This window comes from Paraburkholderia sp. 31.1, assembly GCF_014397645.1.
Classification (GTDB): Bacteria; Pseudomonadota; Gammaproteobacteria; order Burkholderiales; family Burkholderiaceae; genus Paraburkholderia; species Paraburkholderia tuberum.
The window spans coordinates 79,252-98,155 of the sequence record NZ_VZQN01000032.1 but is presented as its reverse complement, the minus strand read 5'-3'; the positions used below and the strand labels follow the sequence as shown (position 1 = coordinate 98,155).

The window sequence follows — 18,904 nt, the reverse complement described above, 5'->3', positions numbered from 1 at the left end:
TGAAGTCCTTGACCGTCAGCGTGCCTGCGTCGCGCAGCGTCGCGGAAATGAACGGCGCGCGCGGCTTCTCTGCATAGCCGTGTACGCGGTCCTGTCCGACCAGTGACTCACGTTCGTAGTCGGCGGGCGAATACGCCAGTTCGCCGGAGAGCATGTAGTTCTGGCCGTCCATCGATATCCACGCGACACCAGCCAGGCGGTTTGTGTCATCAGACATGGTGGGCTCCAGAAATGAAAAAGCCGCCGGGGCGGTTCGCCGGGGCGGCTTGGTGCGGTTCAGTGCTGCGGTTCGGAATGACTAGCTGAGCCTGAATTGCGCGAGCAGGGCGAAAATCCGCAGCTGGTCGATCAGCGTTCCGGGCCACAGACAGTCAACGCGATTCGGGTTATGCGCGTTCTGCTCGACAATGAGTTGCCGCGCGAACAGTGCGCTGTTCTGCACGTAGCCATCGAATTCGAGTTCCTGATACCGGGCGATCACGTCTGCGCGTATCAGCAGCGGTGTGACGATGGCGCTACCGGATGCGAAGCGTGTGCCGTCCGCGGCGAGCTTCATGCGTGAATACTTCGATGTGACCATCGAGCGCAGCGCACGCAGCACGTACATCAGCAGAAACATCGTTTCGACTTCGAGGTAACTGTCATCGGGATCGCCCCACGGATTCTTCTGGTAGGTCGTCGTGATGTTCTCGGCGTAGCAGGTGCCGTCATCGCCCACATTGAACGTGCTGATACCGTCATAGAGCAGCGTGTTGCGCTCGGTGAGCAGGAAGCGCGAGGCAACCGGCGGCGCGAGCATGCCGATAACCGGTAGCGTCTGGACCGGGCGCCCGGGATCGTTGCGCAGCGCGGGCGCGACCGAGCCGGCAAGCTGCGCGGCGATGATCCATGCGGGTGTGGGCGAATCATGGAACCCAAGCACCGATTCATGCTGATTGTTGCGGCCCGCGCCGAAGGTCGTACACGCCGCGAGCGTCCCCCGGTACGCGGCGAACGCGTGTCCGTAAATCTGCTGGGCCCACGACCAGCGCCCGGTCTGGTCGTTCAGGAAGGTATGCAGTGCATCGAGGCTGACGCTATCGGTGTACGGGCAGACGATAAAGTCGAATGGCATGTCGCCGCAGTTATCGAGCGCGGCCTGTAGCGTGTCGGTCGGATTGATCGCGCCGCCCGCCATCGGCGCGATTGCTATGTCCAGATTGAGCGGCGTCGATTCGCCCGCGCGTGAGCCGCCGTAATTCAGGCGCACGTCAATTTCATTGCCCACCATGCCCGCATTGATGGCGGTCAGCGTGACTACGTTGTCCTGAGCCGATGCGCTCACCAGCCCGAACGCATCTGCAGCAACGAGTGTGGCGAGCGCTTCCGCGATGTCGGCCGCGCTCTGCGTGACCTGTACCGGCAACTGGTAGCGCCGACCAGCGATATAAAGCGAGATGACGCCTGAGACGCCGGCGTCGCCTTCGATGTTGAGCGTGACCGTTCCGCTTGCGGCCACCGCGCCGGTTGCGTCCTTGAGCGGCAGATACCAGACTTCGCCGAAGGAGTCGGCCGCGCGATAGGCAGCGGTCATCGCGGCGAGCATCGAATTGCTGCCCCACCGTGCGCGCGCGTCACCCACGCCCGCGCTGATAACGGGCGTGCCCGGCTCGCCGGTTCCCGCGTCGGTCATCTGCCCGATAATCAGCGTGCGCTGGTTGAGCTGGGCGCTGTTCGCCTGTGACGCGTCGAGCTCCGCGTAGAACAGCGGCACGCGGATGTTCTCAGGCAGGTTGGTAAAGGGAATCATGGGAGCAACCTCCCGGGAAGGTGGGCGCGAACCGGAGACGGAAACGGACGCAGGACGGCCGGGGCGGCCCGTGGCGGGGCTCGCGCGGTTGACTTGAGGGAACGGAGCGCGGGAAGCGCGCGCAGCGGCAGACAGACGCGCTGAAAGCGCGTGTTACGTCGGGTCGGTGGCTTTGGGTTCGCGCGTGCGGTGTGATGCGCGCCGCGTCGCGTCGGGGTCGTCCGGCGTGTCCGGGATGGTGGGCGGCTCATCCGCGACCGGCACCACGTCGCCATCGCGGAACCGGCGACGCCAGTACACCGAATCGGGTACGACGCGCCCGGCGTCGGGCAGGAAGTCGCGCAGGTCGGGATCGCGCACCCGCATGCCGGTTGCTGGCCTGATGTGCATGTCAGTTCCCCTTTAACGGAACGTCAAGCCGGCCCTCGTCGCGTCCATCAGGGCCGTGCGTACGCGGCGCGGGGACGACCGCCTGCGGGAACGGCGGCGCGGGATACGTGCCGGTCGGGTCGGCGCGATTGGTGAGGTCCGCATGCAGGCCGACGCTTTCGAGCGGCGCGGGCGCGGGCGGATCGAGCGGCCACGGCGCGGGCTGCGGCTGCTCAACCGTGGGGTCGTACATTTCCGGAAACTCGCAGCGGAACGACGCCGCAATACCGGCGAGGTGACGCGCACCTTCCGCGCGGATATCCAGCACGCTTTCGACCGTCGCGAACTGCTGCAGCATGCGTACAAGCGACCAGTCGAGCAATAGCGCGTTTTCGACGGCGTACCAGAGCGATTCAATGGCGTCCTGTGCGGCTTCCCCCGTCGCCGCCTCGACCATCGCCTTGACTTCGAGGCTGCATGTCGTGGTGAACTGCGGCATGCCGCGATTGAATGAGGATTTCGATTCGTGCGTGGTACGCACGATGACCGCAGGCAGCACGTCAGACGGCGCGGCCCAGTCGCCCGGCGAACGGATCAGGACCGGCCGGCCGGCGACCCGAAGCGCTGCGCGCTGCAGTGCGCCAAGCGCGGCGAGACGCACCTGACGACGCCCGAGCATCGGCAAAGGGCGGATACGTGCGCGGTCCACGGCTGGGGCGAGGAAAACTGGTCAAGTCGCGAGATTGAGCAGCAGGAAACACCACCCATGTCCATCCGTACGGACTTCGCGGACGACATAGGTCGTGTCACTGAGCGGCGCACCGGGCGCGGCCGGAATGAACAGCGTGTCGCCCTGGTGTGCAGTAACGGGAAGTGTTGCCACGCGAAAGCCGTAGCATGGGCGTGTCGTGGTGACGGGTACGCCGTCGACCACATCCACGTTCGTAAAGGCTTCGTCAAACACGCCGTTAAGCGCATGCGCGTTACCGCTTCCCGCGTAGAGCGTCGCGGGCTGGCCGAAGATGCCTTCGACGGGCGCGAGCACCAGGCTATCCCAGTCAATCATGGTGGGGACCGCTCAGGCGATTGGCGCGGCGCTGGCTGCGTCTGCCGGTTGTGCAGCCGTCGCGGATGGTTCTTCCGGCGTGATGCGCGTAGCGCCTGCCGTGGTCGCTTCGAACATGCGACCGGACAGCAGTACTTCGGGCCGCGTGCAAACGTACAGCGGGTACGCATACGCTTCCATCTTCCACCACATGCGCCGCAGCACATCGAAGATCGGCAGTACATACACGGGCCGTCCGGGTGTATTGACCCAATCGACGGTTTCGCCCGGCGCCATCGCTTCGCGGAATACACCGGGCGCGCCGACCGGGAAGAACTTCACCACGTCATCAGGAACCTTGATGGTCACGTTGTCGTCCGAGCCGCGATAGTTGAACCACGTAATGCCGGAGAACACGAACGCATCGAACGCGGCACCCTGCGAGTTGTCGCGCAGTGCGCGCGCATCGGACCAGTTCACGAACGTACGGATCACGTCCGGGTGATTGACGAACGCGTCATAGAAAGCATCGCCGCACATCGCGTAGACGCGCGTGGTCGGCGTGAATGCGCCCTGTGACTTGCGCGCCATCGTACGGATGATCGCGTTGCAGATCGGCCGCAACGGTGTGTTCGCCTTGCCTGCCTCGGTCGCGCCCAGATCGAACGGCGTTTCGGCGGCCTGCGGAATCTGGAATTCATCGAACCAGTTGTAGAGCACGCTGCCGTCCTTCGGATCGAGCACCAGACCCTGCAACGCGGCGAGCCTCAGGAATTCCTTCGTGTACTCGACGCTCGCGAGCAGCCCGGTCGGCCCTGACAGTCGCCGCGCAACTTCCGCCTCGACCTGCATCAGCACGGATTCCGTCCCGAACTCGCGGATGCCCTGTACTTCCTCGGCGTACACCGTGTCCGAGTGCATCAGGCGCGGCACGTCGAAATAGCGCATCTTGCGCCGTTCGGTCGTGCGCTGCGTGCCTTCCTCGCCGCGCTGGGAGAACGGGATCAGGATCAGCTTGCCGGTGCGTTCCTCGACCGCCAGCGCTTTTGTACGGATCGGATTGGGATCGAATACGCCCAGCTCGCCGAGGCCGACCGGCTGGTACGGGTTGCGCTGAACGGCGTCCGAGAGCGCAATTGCCGTGAACGGGTCCTGATGGAATACGTCGAGAATTTCGCCAGCCATGATGACGGCTCCCCAAAAGAAAAGACCGCCCCGGACCAGAGTCCGTGCGGCCTTGCGAGGAAGGAAAGGGGTACTAGCGCAGGAGGATGCCTGTGGCGCGCAACTGGTCGCCCGCGATCTGCATCTGGTACGGCGTCACGTCCGACGGCCAGACAAGCTCCGATGCGTTCACTTCTGCGTCGCGCACGATCGCGACGGCGGCGCGATCCATCTGCGTCGTATCGCGCGAGCCGAACAGCAGACCCGCCACGACTTCGGAGCCATCAGTCGCGGCGGGATTCCACGGCATCCAGATACCGGGTGTGCCGATATCGGACGGATCGGCATCAGCGAACGTGATCGCGAAGGTATCGCCCGCAGCGAAGCGCCTTGCGCCCTGTTCGATGACGAAGCTCAGGCCGCCGACGACGACCGGCGCCCCGGTCTGCTGCGCAGTCGCGCCCAGTTCATCGGGTCCGCTCACGTCGAACGTGTTGCGACTCGTGAAGGTGCAGACGTAGCGACCAGACGGCGACGAGCTGGCACGCAGCGGATCGGTGAGCCGCAGGACACCGTCGCCGGTGTTCTCGCGCTCCGGCGTGCCTGCGACGACCGACGCGGCCCCCGCATCGCCCCTTGCGTCATTGCCTGGCGGGGGTGGCGGAGGCAAGGCAAGGCGGCTGAGAATGGTCCCGGCCATGACATACACACCGCCCGTCAGGACGATGCCGTCGCGCGAGCGGTGGCCGTTCGCTTCGGAGACGAGAAAGCCGCCGTCATGCCAGTTCTCAAAGAGCGGCGGGACAGTAGGAGCGCCCATGATCGTGATCCCCTGTAATGGAACGGATGAAAAACCGGTACGCGCACTAGCGTTTGCGCGCATTCACCTTCGCGAATGCGTGGTCCCATGCCGACGCGATGGCCTGACGTGAGTTCATGCCCGGTGTACCTCCCGGGCCGACGCGCGGATTGCGCTCGACGCGTCCGCTATTGGCGGTCGGCGTGGCGGGTGTGCTTTCGAGTACTGCAAGCGCGGCACCGCGCGCGAGGCGCGTCCTGAACGCGAGATTGGCGGCCAGTACCGGATTGCGCGCGGCCGCGTGACTTGAAAAAATCGCGGCGCAGCGCGCCTGCTCGCGGCGGCGCGCCCGCGCCTCGACGGAACTGCCATGCATTTCCTCGTCGCCATCGTCCTGCGCGCGACCACGTCTGGCTTTGCCGCGCCGGCTGTCCCGTTCATCAGCATCGTCGGAGTCGTCGCGGCTGTCGCCGTCCCCGAGCTGGACGTCATCGCCATTGCCTTCGTCGTTGTCCTCGTCTTCGTCTTCTTCGTTGCCGTCGTCCTGTGCATCGTCGCCGTTGCGCGGCTCGTCGTCCTGTGCGCGCCGTGTGCGTGCATCGTTGTGTGCGCCATCCTCGCGGTCGCGCTCGGCGGGCCGGTCGCGTTCGTCATCCTCGACAAGCGGTGAGTCTTCATCGGCGCGTGTACGCGTCCCCACGCGCGCAAGATGCGCGAACGGTAGCGCGCGGGTCATGGCTGAAAGAGAGAATCCCATTTTGAAGACCTCCTGCGTATTCCTTCCTGTGTATTCCTGCTGGTTACTGCGTCGTGGCTGAAACTTCGAGCGCATCGAGTAGCGCGAGAAACGCCGCATCGGGCGACATGACGGCATCGGCAAATCCGGTCTCGACGCTCGCCGCGCCGAGAAAGGTCCCGGCCTGTGTATCGCGAACCTGCGCCACGGTCAGCCCGCGATTGCGTGCGACCGTCGCCACGAACAGTTCACCCACGCTGTCCACGTCTGCCATGATGCGTGCGTAGGCCTCGTCGGACAGCGGCCGGTATTCGCTGCCGTCAGCCTTGCGCTCGCCGTAGGTAATGAGCGTGACCGTCAGGCCCGCATCGGTGAGCGCTTTCGAAAAATCAACATGCGCGACGATCACGCCGACGCTACCTGTCCCGCCTGTGCGCGGCACGATCACGCGATCACAGGCTGAGGCGAGCGCGTACGCCGCGGAAAATGCGCATTCGGTGAGGATCGCGTACAGCGGCTTGATGCCGCGCGAAGCGAAAATGGCGTCGGTCAGGTCGAAGCACCCGGCGACTTCGCCGCCGGGGCTGTCCACGTCGAGCACCACGGCGCGCACCGCGTCATCAGCGAGCGCCGTCGCAAGGTTCGCGCGGATGCCGTCATAGCCGGTCATGCCCGAGTACGGATGCAGCGTGCCAAGCTTCTGCACCAGCGTGCCCTGAACGGGAATGACAGCGATACCCCGGATGACTTCATAGGCCCGGTCGTCCGCAGGCTCGCCCGCTTCATAGTCACCGTCGAACGCGAGCGCTTCACCATTGGTACGAAAGAGGCGCGTGAGACCGAAACGATCCGCGAGCGCGGCCATGATGATTTCGATCTTGCCCGGCGCAATGGCGAGCGGCACATTAAAAAGGCGCGTCGCCAAGTGCGGATAGTTCACGACCATCGTGCGCGCCTCGGCATTTCGGAGTTGTCTGAGGTCTGCGCTCGGCATACACGCCTAGCATTGCCCCGGTCGCTGCCAGCAATTCCCCTTGCGCGCAGTGACCGGTGGGCTGGATACCTCATCAGCCCCTTGTGCGCGCCATGACTGGCGCGCTTTTTTTGGGTTCTTCGCGGAATTCCGGGGAGAGAGACGGCTACCGACCCCAAAGAGACGTTCGCCTCCTCGATCGGCAGCCGTCCGTTCCCAAAGTGGTTCGGTCATCGAAGCCGGCTTCTCGGGGATGGCAGTCAGGCCAAACGGGCGGTTCATTTTAATCTGCGCTGCAGTCGTTTCGTAATGTCTGTTTTCATCGAGCCGGAACGGTCGGTCCCGCGGGAAATGGTTGTTCGAAGCTGAACCGTCGTGAGAGCCGGGCCGGTGGCTTTATGAGGACGGTGGAATCGCCAATGCGAACGCAGGGGCCTGAAGGCAAATAGGCGCTTGGCGGCAATCGCTGCCTTGAATCTGCGCATGGCGGGTGCCAAACTGAGTTCAGGGGCAGGTGTCCGTAGGTGCGGAGGTCGCATGTGGGACGCAATCAGAGCGTTATTTCAAAACACGTCTGCCTTGGTCGTGGTCGCGCTCACTGCGATTGTTTTCTTGGTGCTCGCTGCTTTGGGAATGTTCCGGGTGGAAATCACTCCGACGGGTTGGAGAGTTTGCCTGCCGTGCACACCCACTTCAGACGAAAATGCGGCTTCATCGCCCTACCAACCACCTGACCACCCGGGCAAGCCCGGTCGCGATGCTGTGGAGCGCCAGTCTGTTGAAAAGCAAGCTGCTTCCGATACAAAAGCAAGTGGCGTTGAGATACCAACGGCTTCCAGCTCTCAAGGGAGCACGGCGAGTCGCCGTATGTCGCCTGTGTTGGCGAATATTCTTCGAGTACCGATTCATACAAGTCTTACGGACGGACTGAGGCGGGTGCCATCAGCGAAGGTTATAACTGCTCCTGGAAAGACCCCATACCTCAAATACGAGCAAAGCTTGTTCAGCTTCGACCAAGCATTTATTTTAGAAACGTTGTCCCGCGACGATATTACAATGCAAGCTTCGTTTGAGAACGAGGGCAGTTATACACACAACTATGGCACCGCATACTCGGACAGCGTCGCCGAATATCAAGGAGATATGGAAAATACTGAAAGATACTGCTTCGGAAGCGGATTCGAGGATTACGTAAATGGCGTGATTCGCGTTTTCGGGACACCCTCCAATGTTTCCGAGGACAAAGTCTCGATCAACGATGTGGCCAAAGATTTCATAATCTACGATCAACAATTTTGCAAAACCGACCAAGTCGGCTGCCTCGACCCCGAAGGATCAATCACCCGAAAATCGTATACGTTCAATCATTTGCCTGACGCTAGTTTTGATTTGGTCATTGACAAAAAAGTCATAACGAGGAAAGTTCAAACAAACTACATTAACGTCCGGCAAGTGGAAACCACATGTACTTATAAAGGTCTATTTAAGCCAAAATAAGCGCAAGTGAAATAAAGGATGGTGCGCCCACTCGACACAATCTCCAGGTCAACACCCTCAGCGACGAGCTGAATCGCTTGGTCCCGCACCCGCACCAGAACATCGTACGGCTGCCCCCAGGCCCAAGCCTACTATGAGCGCGCTATAACGGTCGAAACAGGCAAAGCTCGACAGCGTCCGGCTCATCACAAGCCCTATGCAGACGGTCGGCCGCATCGCCACGAAGTTTTCGGCAACGGCTCGGTCCCCCGCCGCTTATATGAGCAACACCCATGGATCACTGCCAAGTTCGCTGAGATGAAGCCACTGTGTGATCGCCATGGTTTTCCTGAATCAAACATAAACGGCCAAACTATTATCAGTACCCTTTCCGAAGGACTGTACCCGCATAGGCACAAACCATGGAGCAAGCATACCCAGCAGAGGGGTTCTTTGATCTGACCGCACTGGACCTATTCCAAATGGCCTACTTTTCCGCACAACTGATGTTTGGCGCCCGGGCGTCCGCTAGCAAGGAATTAGCGACGCTCGAACGTCGCCATTGCGACCTCGCCCACTGACCGCAGATGGCCGACCTCCGCCCCACGGCGATCGGCCCTTCGCGACCCACTTCTGCCGCTCGATCCAACGCCGTAGTAATGGCGGCTTCCAAGCTACAATCGCCATTCGAATCGACTACATCGGCTGGCAGTTGAACCGCCGCGCTATCCAAGGGGGAGCAGAATGAATTGCATCATAACTACGGTGCATGGAACATTTGCTTCGCAGGCAAAGTGGCCGCTACCTAGCTCAAAGCTATCGAAGTACTTGGCGGAAAATCTACCATGCGCCGTTGAAATCCGACCATTTCGATGGTCAGGTCGAAACAGCTTTTCAGCAAGAGAGATGGCTGCACATCAGTTGCGCGAACACATAGGTGCCATTTCCAAAGAAAACCCCGAAGCCCTTCAGATCGTAATCGCTCATAGTCACGGCGGCAACATTGCGCTTCTGGCATCGAATCACGAGTCGATTAAAGACAAAGTGAAAGGGATCGTTTGCCTGTCAACGCCGTTTCTCCAAGCTTGGCCAAGACCGGTAGGCAGGGCGAAAATCTTGAGTGCGAGCAGTGGAATTGTGATTTCCCTAGGCAATATCGCGTATTTTGTAATGAAGTATTTTTCATTGCCATCTTGGTTCATTGTGACTTCGACTTCGTTGCTGGCATTTCCGTTATTTTTTATTTTTGGTATATTCGCACTTCGCATCGCAGGAGAGAAGCCTTGTACATTGCCAACTTTTTCTGCAGAGCGAATGCTTATAATTCGCGCCGCTGGCGATGAGGCGTCGGCTGTGATGGGGGCTGCGACGCTGTTTGCGACATTAGTCATGCGAATTTGGTCATTCATGGCGCAAGGGGCCGCACACTGGCTCGATATGTTCGACATTGGCCGAAAGCATAACTTAGGCGATATCGGCAAAAAATTAGAAAATGAAAATCAAAAAGACGGCGCTTTATACAAAATACGCGGACACGTAACTGCGATTTATTCGATAATATTACTTGTGGCGTGCATTGTGAATTTCGTGCGCCCAACGTGGATAGGTACTCGTCAATTCATTGCCATTGCTGGCGGAGCATTCGCGGTGGCGGTATCATACGGATGGAAAAACGTGATCGGGCCGATTATTCTATATCCGATTCTGTATCTGCTTTGGTGGGTTTCCTGCATTGCGACCATTCCAGTTCTTATGATGCTCAGCTTACTGGCCATGCTTTTTGGGCCGTCTATCGCGATACGCCATTTATTTTGGGTTGTGAGTGCGGAGCCTACGCCGCCCGGATTTTGGGCCGTTGTGCAATTGAATCCGGAAGGTATTCCGCATAGCGAAAACAATCTCATGCATAGCACGCTATACGATGATATTCGAGCACACGCAGTTATCGCACGCTGGATAAATGTTTTGCTGGAGATTTAATCTCATTAAATGGAAATTAATTGATTTAATCGTTTGATTGTCGACCCTGATGTTCGCGTGTTCCCAATATTAAGTTTTTCGGATATATTGCAGGTTTCGTAAGGCAGTACTTTTAAGAAACTTAGTAATTCAAAGAGCCGCCAACCTACCCTTGCTTTGTGAGCGACGAATGACTGATATCGGAATTCAACCGCCTCTTCAATGTCGCAATCTTCATGACGGCGACTGTCGGAAACTGGCCGGCCTCTGCCCCTCGGTGATCGGCCGTACCCGACCCTGATGCGCCATTCAAAGTCCCACTTTAGGAGACTGGTATGCAGCCGGAAGATGCCACCCCGCCGGGCAGCCTTCGACAACCAGCCGAAGCCGCCTGTCATCAGTGCGGCGTGATGTCGCCTAGCACCCGGCCATGAGGACGCGTTGTGGGACAATCCAGTTCGGCAACCACCAGTCTGGAGGGCGAACGCCATGGACTCGTCATACATCAAACTGACAACCCCAATCGTCGACAGCCGGTCAGCGCTGTGGTTCTCCGCGTATGGCTTCGGGTGGGGATACTGCGCCTTCGAACTCAGACCGGAGGTTGTTTGCGAATACCTCGGAGCGGCAGACGACAGCCAGAAGCAGTTGCTGCTCGCGTTTCAGTTGGGAAAGCAAAAGTTAGTGGGAGTTGCGGAACGCAAAATACCTCCATCGAGCGGAGAGCGCATCGCGATTACTGGCCAGGATCTTTAAGCCGCGCTGCAGCAGTGCACACGACCGGCCGGTTCGGTCTAAGCACCCGTCATTCGCGCATGAAGTCGGAGTGACCGGACCTGGCCGACTCGAGCCAGTAACCCATCCTCCACGTAAATCCGCGAAGAACCTTTTTTTGCGCTGCGCCACCATCGAGCGCCCCGGCATTTCGGATTTGTCCGAGGCCCGCATCGGGCACACACGCCTAGCATTGAAGCATCGCCCCTCAGTACGTCCTCCGCTCACTTGGGGCGATAGGGTTGGCATGCAGTACAAAGCCCTTTTCACGGCGCGTCCTTGTGGCGCGCTATTTTTTGCGTCCCTTCATTTGGCCTTCGCGGCACCGTTGGGCGTGTCGCCACCCGGAAACCTGCAATTCAACAAAGCTGGCTTCTCTTTCCACCGACCTCGATATCCGGGGGCATCTATCTTTCGGACTGAACCTATTCAAATTTGAGACAGGGAGACCTATCCTGTATTCGAATTTATACGGAGATAGTCATGAGCCCCATTACCCTGATTGAAGCTACGCACCTCTACAGCCGCGCAGGCGTTGCACGCCATAGCCATTTCCGCCTGAATCCCCTGCGCCTGATTGCGCTCGTACGCAAGCTGTTCGCCGCGCGTCGCCAGTCCTGAACACGGCGCCCGGCTATCAACGCGGCCGGATACTATCGCGGAACTGGTGCTGCTTCGGATTTCGCCGCTTCTGCGGCCGCCACGCTGCCGGCCCAGCCGGGCAACTCGAGGCCCAGTTCCTTCATCAGCCGGATTTCGTTCGCGCGCTGGTGAAGTACTTCCTCGTAATCGAGACCCTGTTCAGCGCATTCGCGCTTGAGCGTGGAAAGTGCCGCGTCCATGCCCATGACAGCGCCGGCCTTTTCCTTGGTCGGATCAATCCAGCCACGCGCCACACCCATCCACGAACAGCGCGCGTACGCGGCGCGCGCCTCGATATACGGCGGCGCACCGGCCGGCAGCGGCAGTTCGCCCCGGTCCATCGCTTCCCACAGCCACGCGCCGTAGAACGGTGACGCGAAGTTCAGGCAGAACTCGTCGCGCCGCCGCGTGAGGGTCTTCCAGGCTTCGAGCAGCGCCGCACGCGCGCTGCTGTAATTCGTCTTGCTCCAGTCCTGCGAAAGCTGCTCGGCACTGAGCCCCAGCACCGCTGCAATCACGCGCTGCATTTCGTGCGCGAAGGTCTCGAAGTTGCCATGCGGGTGCGCGGCCGAGACGCTTTCGAGTGATTCGCCAGGTGCGAGCGTAGGAATACGCGCGCCGTTGAGCATGGCGGGACGCTCGTCGGCCCACCGCGCACGCAATGCCTGATACAGCGGCAATTCCTCGCCTTCGCCCGCGCCGAGCGCGTCCTGCACCAGCGCCGGATCGTAGGGCGACGTAACGTACGTGCCGAACGTCGCGGCAATGGTCGCGGCCTGTAGCTCGACGCCGTAATACCGCGCGAGCATGCGCGCGTGCAGCAGGACCGGCGTGAATACGCCAAGTCCCCGATGCTGGCCCGCCCGGTCGCGGTCATAGTCGTGCAGCACGCGCAGCCAGCCGTCCTCGTCGCAGCGCTCGATACGCTCCCAGGTGTTCGCCTCGACGGCGAGATACCAGTCGTTCTGGTGCGCCTCGCGGATGTGATACGCGAGCGGTACGCCGTAGTCGTCAATCTCGACGCCGCCGCGCAGGTAGCGCGAATCGATGGCCTGATACGGATTGCTCAGGCGGTCGGGATCGAGCAGCAGCAACGCGGTCGCGTAGTCCGCGCCGCCATAGCCGACGCGTTCGGGTAGCCAGTAGATGAGACCCAGCCCCTCGCCATCGACCAGCTTGTGACGCATTGCGAGCCGGAACTGCTGACCGAGCGTAAGCTGTCGCGCCACGTCGTTGTAGTGCGCGGGGTTCTCAGCATAGCCGCGCCAGAGTGCTTCCGCCGTACGTCTGAATTCATCGGCCCAGGTCGCGTCAAAGGCGCTGATACCGGTACGCAATGCCAGCGCGCGGTAATCGGGATTCGCCGACAGCAGCAGGTTGGTGCCGATGGTGTTATCGAGAATGCGGGTAACACCGCCATTGATCCAGCCATCATTACGAAAGAGGTCGCGCGAGCGCGCGACCATCCAGTCCCGGAAGAGATTGATCTCCGAGTCGGGAGACCGTATCCACGGCAACCAGTTGCCCATCTCCTGGGCAAACCAGTCCGCGGCGTCGTACGGGAACTGGTAGCCCGGCAACCCGAGGCCGCTGCCCGGCGAGGCCAGCACGCGTCCCGGTTCCGACATGTGCGCGCCGACCGTGCCGCCGCGTCCCGCGACCGGTTCGGGGATCGGCTGGCCGCTTTCGTCAACGATGACGCCCATTGCTGGCTCAGAAGTACGGCGTGACCGGACGGCGGCGGTTGCGGCAGAGTCCGCGCAGTGCATCGATCTGTGTCTGTACGCCGATGATGGCCTGCACCAGATCGGCGATATTGGTCTGCGTGTACGCGACGGAGCGGCTACCGTCTGCCTGTGCGTACGACGCGGACTGCGCCTTTGTGCCCGACACCAGCGCGAGATACGCCTGCTGCATGCTCGCAAGCTGCCTTTCGAGCGCACCGAGCGTCATCCCGTCCAGGATGCTCAGGCGGCGACAGGGCATGGCAGCTTAGACGTGCGATTCAGGCAAGACGCTGAACGAGCGATGTCCGCATTCGGGCAGTGGCCGGATACGGGCGGTGCGGCGTCGGCGGCACGTCAGGCGGCGGCGTCCATGCCTGTACTGCGTCGGCGCGGCGGTTCAGTTGCAGGCCGAAGAACAGCAGACCGCACAGCGCGCCATACGCATACACCCGACAGTCAAGCGCCTCATTGGCCCGGCCCGGTGGCAGTTCCCACACCCGATAACGTCTGCCGCCCGACTCCTTGATCACGATGCGCTCAGCGGTCAGTTGCGCGTAATAGCCAATGTCACGGTCGGCGGGGAAATGCATGTAACCTGGTCCCGGTGTATCGAGCAGCAGCCGCTGCCGGATCGTGTCTTTCGCGGCGTTCACGCCGAGCAGGATCGGGCGATAGGTCTTCTTCGTGCGCGACGTGGGGCGCTTTGACGGCCACACCGGATTGCGCTCGCCGCCGCGTGCCGATTCGCCCTTGACCGCCCAGATACGGCGGCCGATTCGCGCCGCGCAGAACTGGTAGACCGCCTGCGTGTGATGCCCGCCCGAATCGATGCACGCCGCCATGATCTCGAAGGGACGACCGTCGGCGCGATGCCACAGGCGTCTAAGATACGTGTCGATGCGCGCCTGCGTGCGCGCGTCCGAAAACTCGCCCTCGATGATTTCGTAGTCGATTGACCAGCTTTCCTCGTTGCGGCCCCAGCCCACGACTTCAAGCTCAACGCGGTAATCCTGCACGTCCGCGCCCACGACCAGCACGGCGACACCATCGGGCACTTCAGCCGCCCATATCTCACCGCGAGCGACGACTGCTTCAGCGGAGAGCGCGCGACCGGTACGCGGACGGTACGGGAGTCCCATCTGTGTATTCCACCAGGCTTGCAGCCGTTCCTCGTCGCCCTGCGCGTCGATCCAGCGCGCCGCGATATCGGCGGGTCGGTCGCGCGTCCACGGGCTCAGGAGCTTCGACGCCTGGAATCCGGCATGCGCGTTATCGACACTCCACGCGCCGCAGGTCGGACACTTCGCGCGATAGACAGCATGACGCTCCGATTCCCACCAGTCCCAGACGGCACGCACACAGGCAGACTCGCCGCCGGGCTCCTGGATTTCCCCACCGTTGCGCCACGCACGCTCATAGGCGTCAAGCGGCGCGTGGCGCGCACCGCAGCATTCGAACACCCGCGTCTGATGCCAGCGTATGGACTGCAAGGCGGTAAGCCGTTCCGACTCGGACCAGCCCGCGCCGCACGACTCGCAGTACACGCGCGCGGTCTTCGTGCGATGGCCGGTCACGTTGCCCTTGTCGTCCTTGCGCTTCTCCCACTCGACATGGCGGAAGAATTCCAGGAACTGACGGTGCCCGCAATGCGGACAGGCCACGCTCGCGCGACGCTGGTCCGACCCGCCGTAACTGGCTTCGATGCGGCTTTCCTCGGTGACAGTCGGTGAACAGGTTCGCACGGACAGCCAGTTCGCGAACGTGGCGACGCGTTCCTCGGCGAGCGCGATTGGGTCGCCCTCGCGCGTGACCGGGTACTTGTCGATTTCGTCCGCAAGAACGAGCCGGATCGGGCGGCGCGCGAGGTTATCGGGACTGCCCGCGCCCGCGAGCGCGAGGAAGCCGCCCGGAAACGACTTGAACAGCAGCGTTTCCTCGGCGTTGCGCGTTGTGGTCGTGCCGACACGTTCACGCAATACGGGCGTGACCCGCACCAGTGGCGTAATGCGTTCCTTGCTGAACTGTTCGGCCGCGGCTTCCTTCGGTTCGAGCAGCAGCATCGGGCACGGATCGAGATGCGCAAAGTAGCCGAAGATGTTCTCGATCAGCGACGTCTTGAACAACTGCGTGTTCACCATCGCGGTGATGACATGCACGCCCGGCTCGGTCACTGCGAGCATTGGCCCGCGTGCTGCTTCGACGGTCCCGGTCGACCAGCGGCCCGACAGGCTGCCCGATTCCTTCGCGAGTCGCCGGTACTGGTCAGCCCACTGCGGAACGCTCAGACGTGGCGGCGGGGTCCACCCGCTGCGACCGACACGTCGAAGATCATCGGCCTTGTTCCGTGTCGAAGCGCGGTTCAGGCTCCCCGAGGTCGGCAAGCTGCTGATGGACATGCGCCGCCAGTGTGTTCGTTAGCCGGTCAATGTCGTCCAGACCGAAGGCCATTGCGATGAACGGCGCGACCTTCGCGGGCCACGCAAGCCACGCGTCGCGCTGCTCCCGGCACAGTTCGAACACGACGCCTCGTGCGACGGCCAGCTCAACCAGTGCGCCGGATTTCTGTTCGTATTCGAGGCGGCGCAGCAGCGCCGTCCAGTTCTCTTTCAGGCGCAGCGCTTCGCCGTACGCGAGGCCCTTTGCACTTCCGGCTGACTGCAAACTCTCCTTTGCAGGTGCCTTTGCGCTTTCGTCAGGCCGCTCGCTCGCGCGCCAGCGGGTACCGACGAGCGCCGCGTCCATCAGGCCGTCTGCGCGCTTCGCTAGCCGTCCCTGTTTCAGCGCCTGATGCACAAGCGTGTCCGAAACGTGCTCGCGCCGCGCGAACTCGCGGATTGAAATGCCGTCAGCCACGGTGCAAAGACTTTTTGAAACGTGTAGCTACAGAAAGAACGGGGTCGCGCAATTTGCCCCTATTTTTCGCCCGCATCCAGGACCCGTCCGGCATATTGAATGATGAAAACCGGGCCGACCAGCGTCCGCGAACCAGCCACGTCTAGGGATTCACCTGTTCGGACGGCTTGAGAATTGTCTTTTGCGCACCACTGTTGTGCTAAGGGGCAGCCATGGTGCTGGAACCGTTGGCGCCGCCGCCACACTCTGGATTTGCCTAATAGGCAAGCCGTTGGCCGCGGACAAATATACTTGTATTTCCGGTGAAAACCCGGCGAAATACGTGCAGACAATGCGTCGACTGGTGTTGTTCATCGTGTATTTCATGTCTTAAGATGCTTAGCGTACATACATGGACCAACTCTGCTGAAAATCGATCAAGCAGGATCGTCACTTGCTTAGAAAGGTTCGAGCAGAGGTCTTGAGGGCTACGCAGATGTGCAGAGAGTTCGTTCGTTTTGCCAATCCTGATCCTGTCGTCAAGGACGAAGTGCATCATTTCGGTCCAGGGCATATCATCTTTGATTTCAACTGTCCCGGTGGACCCGTCAAAACGCTGTCCATCGCGGGTTTGGATGTGAAGGACGACGCACTGATAGCAGTAATCGAGGCCAAGGCTGTTCGCTGCGTGAATAGCCTGTGTGATCCTGGAGGATAACAGCCATGAATGCAGGGAATTCGAAGTACCGCGACGCCTTAGAACGTGGGGAGCGCGAGAGCCTTTGTTACGCGACCAAGGTACATGTCGACGGCCGAAGCGTGGTTTTAAAACTGGTTTCGGGGGAACAAGTAACGTTTCCGGTCGACTTGGCGCCCAGTCTCAGCGACGCACCGCAGAGCACTATCGAGTCAGCTACGCTGGTTTTCGGTGGAGCGGGGTTGCGATTTGGAGAAGCAGGCGATCTGACGTTTTACGTCCCATCGCTAGCGGTCGGCAACTATGGCGTGAAAGCATAGCCTCCGGTCTCCTTCTGGAGGCAAGCGCTCTTGCTTGGGGAATCGTCTGGCGCCCGGCGGTTTGCCAGTGACCCGGTGCCTGACAGCGACGTGAGCGACTATAGATGCGTTCAAAAGAAGGCTTCATTGCGCTTGTTGTCGTATGTTACGTTTTCGCGGTCCTCGTGTGGCTTGTCGTCGCTGTCCTTTACTTCTTACACCGACCTGGCACTGATTGGAACATCGTTTCGGCGGTTGCCAGCGCGGCGGGCGCACTCGCGACAGCGATTGCCGCGTGTGCTACGGCGACAGGAGCGTTCGGGGCATTCAAGGCGGTCAGCGTCGCTCTTGCAGAGGCGGGGACACAAGACCGCCTACGACTAGAATTGGAAAAGCGTCGGGCCCATCTCGTAGCTGTAGCAATGGCCCCTATGCTCTCACAAATGCTAGTTGACGCATCAGCCCTGAGGGGAGAGTTGCCCACAGCTCAAGCTAATCTTGCCACTCCGTCGGGTACCAGAAACAAGACATATGAGAGGCACTTGAGAATCTTGATGTCAGCATTGACCTCGAGGGTCACGCCCGGTGACATTGCTGACCTCGCCGCGGTCTCACCGGCGTGCGCGGACAGCCTTGCCAAGGCAGTCAGCTTGATTCGTATTTTGGAGAATGAGATTGTTCTTAAGTGTCTCAACTTCATGGATCAACGTCACCGATCCGGTGAGCGTTTCAAACCGTATCAGCAGCAGTGGTCCCACTTAGCTGAAGAATTGATTGCTTCCGTCAGGCAGGCCGAGACGGAGTGCCGTCGCATTCTCCTGAAACAGACACCTAAAAATTCCGCTCAGAGCCAGACGAAGTGAAGTGGCGACCGCCATGTGCCGAATGCATGTGTCTGATCGATCCCGGAAAAAGGCAGGTGTCCGTTAGGTCGATCGCTGCCGACCCAGTCCAAACAATCATCGCGCCGATGCTATGGCCCGCGCGAGTTCGCGCCCGAAAACGCGGTTCAAGTTCGCCAGTACGACCGCCTCTGTGCGCTCGCCAAACCTCAGCCGCTTCTTCGTTTCAACCGGCGCGCGAAACTCAACCAGCAAACGAAGGCGGCCGGTCGTGTTGACGTCCGCTGCGAGCGCGTGTCTTCCACGGAGCTTTTTACGCTGTCGGACACTCTTTGAAATATCGGTCGCACCCTCGCGCAGAAACGGGCGCTGCCATACACCGTAGATAGTGCCGTGCTTGGTCTTGACCGGCCCCATGAACACGTCAGGCCGTCCCATGTACTTGCGGATGGCGTTGCGTGGCAAGTTGCCATACTGGTTCGCCGATGCGCCGACCGGAACGAGGTTCGCCGGCTTCGCGCCAAGATACTGCAAGCCGCCGAATTCATAAGGGGCAAGATACTGCGCGGCGCGGTCACGGATATAGACGCGCGCAACGGGACGTCCCTTTCGGGCAGCCTGAACCGCAACGGAGTTGACGGTAAAGGGCGTCGGGTTGTCGAAAACTTGCGGTAGTGCGTTCTTTTCGGCGTCGGCGGCGAGCTTCGCCAGTTCTGTGACCGTACGTGCTTCGGCAAAGGGCAATTGCCGATAAGCCAGCGCTGAGAGCTTGCGCGACACG

The 18,904-nt window shown here is 61.0% G+C and carries 20 protein-coding genes; 6 read left to right on the top strand and 14 right to left on the bottom strand.

Translation table 11 applies throughout. The features are described from left to right. The 8 genes from F6X37_RS24055 to F6X37_RS24020 all read right to left on the bottom strand — a co-directional run. On the bottom strand, nt 1-217 hold a 217-nt coding region (locus tag F6X37_RS24055; protein WP_187611306.1), incomplete at its 3' end, for a phage tail tube protein. A gap of 81 nt (nt 218-298) precedes the next feature. Then, entirely contained in the window at nt 299-1,789 is a 1,491-nt protein-coding gene (locus F6X37_RS24050) for a phage tail sheath subtilisin-like domain-containing protein (RefSeq protein WP_187613009.1), read from the bottom strand. A gap of 153 nt (nt 1,790-1,942) precedes the next feature. Beyond that, nucleotides 1,943-2,179 (bottom strand): DUF2635 domain-containing protein, encoded by a 237-nt coding sequence (locus tag F6X37_RS24045; RefSeq protein WP_187613008.1) that lies wholly within the window; start codon nt 2,177-2,179, stop codon nt 1,943-1,945. A 1-nt stretch (nt 2,180) separates the two neighbouring features. Next, nucleotides 2,181-2,867 carry a hypothetical protein gene (locus F6X37_RS24040; protein WP_187613007.1) on the bottom strand — a complete coding sequence of 229 codons (687 nt, stop codon included), beginning with the start codon at nt 2,865-2,867 and terminating at the stop codon, nt 2,181-2,183. A gap of 21 nt (nt 2,868-2,888) precedes the next feature. Further along, complete coding sequence (locus tag F6X37_RS24035) at nt 2,889-3,224, bottom strand: hypothetical protein (protein WP_184060396.1); 336 nt, start codon at nt 3,222-3,224, stop codon at nt 2,889-2,891. 12 nt (nt 3,225-3,236) lie between these two features. Beyond that, nucleotides 3,237-4,388 (bottom strand): major capsid protein, encoded by a 1,152-nt coding sequence (locus tag F6X37_RS24030; RefSeq protein WP_187613006.1) that lies wholly within the window; start codon nt 4,386-4,388, stop codon nt 3,237-3,239. Nucleotides 4,389-4,461: 73 nt separating this feature from the next. After that, complete coding sequence (locus F6X37_RS24025; RefSeq protein ID WP_187613005.1) at nt 4,462-5,187, bottom strand: head decoration protein; 726 nt, start codon at nt 5,185-5,187, stop codon at nt 4,462-4,464. A gap of 46 nt (nt 5,188-5,233) precedes the next feature. Further along, nucleotides 5,234-5,542 (bottom strand): hypothetical protein, encoded by a 309-nt coding sequence (locus tag F6X37_RS24020; protein ID WP_187613004.1) that lies wholly within the window; start codon nt 5,540-5,542, stop codon nt 5,234-5,236. Between F6X37_RS24020 and F6X37_RS24015 the strand changes: the two genes are divergently transcribed. Then, a complete protein-coding gene (locus tag F6X37_RS24015) occupies nt 5,537-5,836 on the top strand; it encodes a hypothetical protein (protein WP_187613003.1) in 300 nt (99 codons plus the stop codon). The genes F6X37_RS24020 and F6X37_RS24015 overlap by 6 nt on opposite strands. A gap of 130 nt (nt 5,837-5,966) precedes the next feature. Here F6X37_RS24015 and F6X37_RS24010 read toward each other — a convergent pair whose 3' ends face one another. Continuing rightward, nucleotides 5,967-6,848: a S49 family peptidase gene (locus F6X37_RS24010; RefSeq protein ID WP_187613002.1), complete on the bottom strand. Its 882-nt coding sequence runs from the start codon at nt 6,846-6,848 to the stop codon at nt 5,967-5,969. A gap of 564 nt (nt 6,849-7,412) precedes the next feature. Between F6X37_RS24010 and F6X37_RS24005 the strand changes: the two genes are divergently transcribed. The 4 genes from F6X37_RS24005 to F6X37_RS23990 all read left to right on the top strand — a co-directional run bounded on the left by F6X37_RS24005 (nt 7,413) and on the right by F6X37_RS23990 (nt 11,705). Then, nucleotides 7,413-8,372, top strand: coding sequence for a hypothetical protein (locus F6X37_RS24005; protein WP_187613001.1), 960 nt, complete (start codon nt 7,413-7,415; stop codon nt 8,370-8,372). 723 nt (nt 8,373-9,095) lie between these two features. Next, entirely contained in the window at nt 9,096-10,331 is a 1,236-nt protein-coding gene (locus F6X37_RS24000) for an alpha/beta fold hydrolase (RefSeq protein ID WP_410451426.1), read from the top strand. Nucleotides 10,332-10,799: 468 nt separating this feature from the next. Then, complete coding sequence (locus F6X37_RS23995; RefSeq protein ID WP_187612999.1) at nt 10,800-11,066, top strand: hypothetical protein; 267 nt, start codon at nt 10,800-10,802, stop codon at nt 11,064-11,066. Nucleotides 11,067-11,567: 501 nt separating this feature from the next. Next, nucleotides 11,568-11,705: a hypothetical protein gene (locus F6X37_RS23990; protein WP_184064026.1), complete on the top strand. Its 138-nt coding sequence runs from the start codon at nt 11,568-11,570 to the stop codon at nt 11,703-11,705. 32 nt (nt 11,706-11,737) lie between these two features. Here the strand turns inward: F6X37_RS23990 and F6X37_RS23985 are convergent, their stop codons facing one another. Genes F6X37_RS23985 through F6X37_RS23970 form a run of 4 tightly spaced genes read right to left on the bottom strand, consistent with a single transcriptional unit; the run spans nt 11,738 to nt 16,306 of the window. Then, nucleotides 11,738-13,432, bottom strand: coding sequence for a phage portal protein (locus tag F6X37_RS23985; RefSeq protein WP_187612998.1), 1,695 nt, complete (start codon nt 13,430-13,432; stop codon nt 11,738-11,740). A gap of 7 nt (nt 13,433-13,439) precedes the next feature. After that, nucleotides 13,440-13,712, bottom strand: coding sequence for a gpW family head-tail joining protein (gene gpW, locus F6X37_RS23980; protein WP_187611294.1), 273 nt, complete (start codon nt 13,710-13,712; stop codon nt 13,440-13,442). A gap of 19 nt (nt 13,713-13,731) precedes the next feature. After that, nucleotides 13,732-15,849 (bottom strand): phage terminase large subunit family protein, encoded by a 2,118-nt coding sequence (locus F6X37_RS23975; RefSeq protein WP_187612997.1) that lies wholly within the window; start codon nt 15,847-15,849, stop codon nt 13,732-13,734. Beyond that, on the bottom strand, nt 15,782-16,306 hold the full coding sequence (locus F6X37_RS23970) for a hypothetical protein (protein WP_187612996.1): 525 nt from the start codon (nt 16,304-16,306) through the stop codon (nt 15,782-15,784). Before F6X37_RS23970 ends, F6X37_RS23975 begins: the two co-directional genes overlap by 68 nt. A 1,529-nt stretch (nt 16,307-17,835) precedes the next feature. Here F6X37_RS23970 and F6X37_RS23965 point away from each other — a divergent pair. Continuing rightward, nucleotides 17,836-18,144 carry a hypothetical protein gene (locus F6X37_RS23965; protein ID WP_187612995.1) on the top strand — a complete coding sequence of 103 codons (309 nt, stop codon included), beginning with the start codon at nt 17,836-17,838 and terminating at the stop codon, nt 18,142-18,144. A gap of 96 nt (nt 18,145-18,240) precedes the next feature. Here the strand turns inward: F6X37_RS23965 and F6X37_RS23960 are convergent, their stop codons facing one another. After that, nucleotides 18,241-18,903, bottom strand: a complete 663-nt coding sequence (locus F6X37_RS23960) for a hypothetical protein (RefSeq protein ID WP_187612994.1) — start codon at nt 18,901-18,903, stop codon at nt 18,241-18,243. Nucleotide 18,904: the final 1 nt, after the last annotated feature.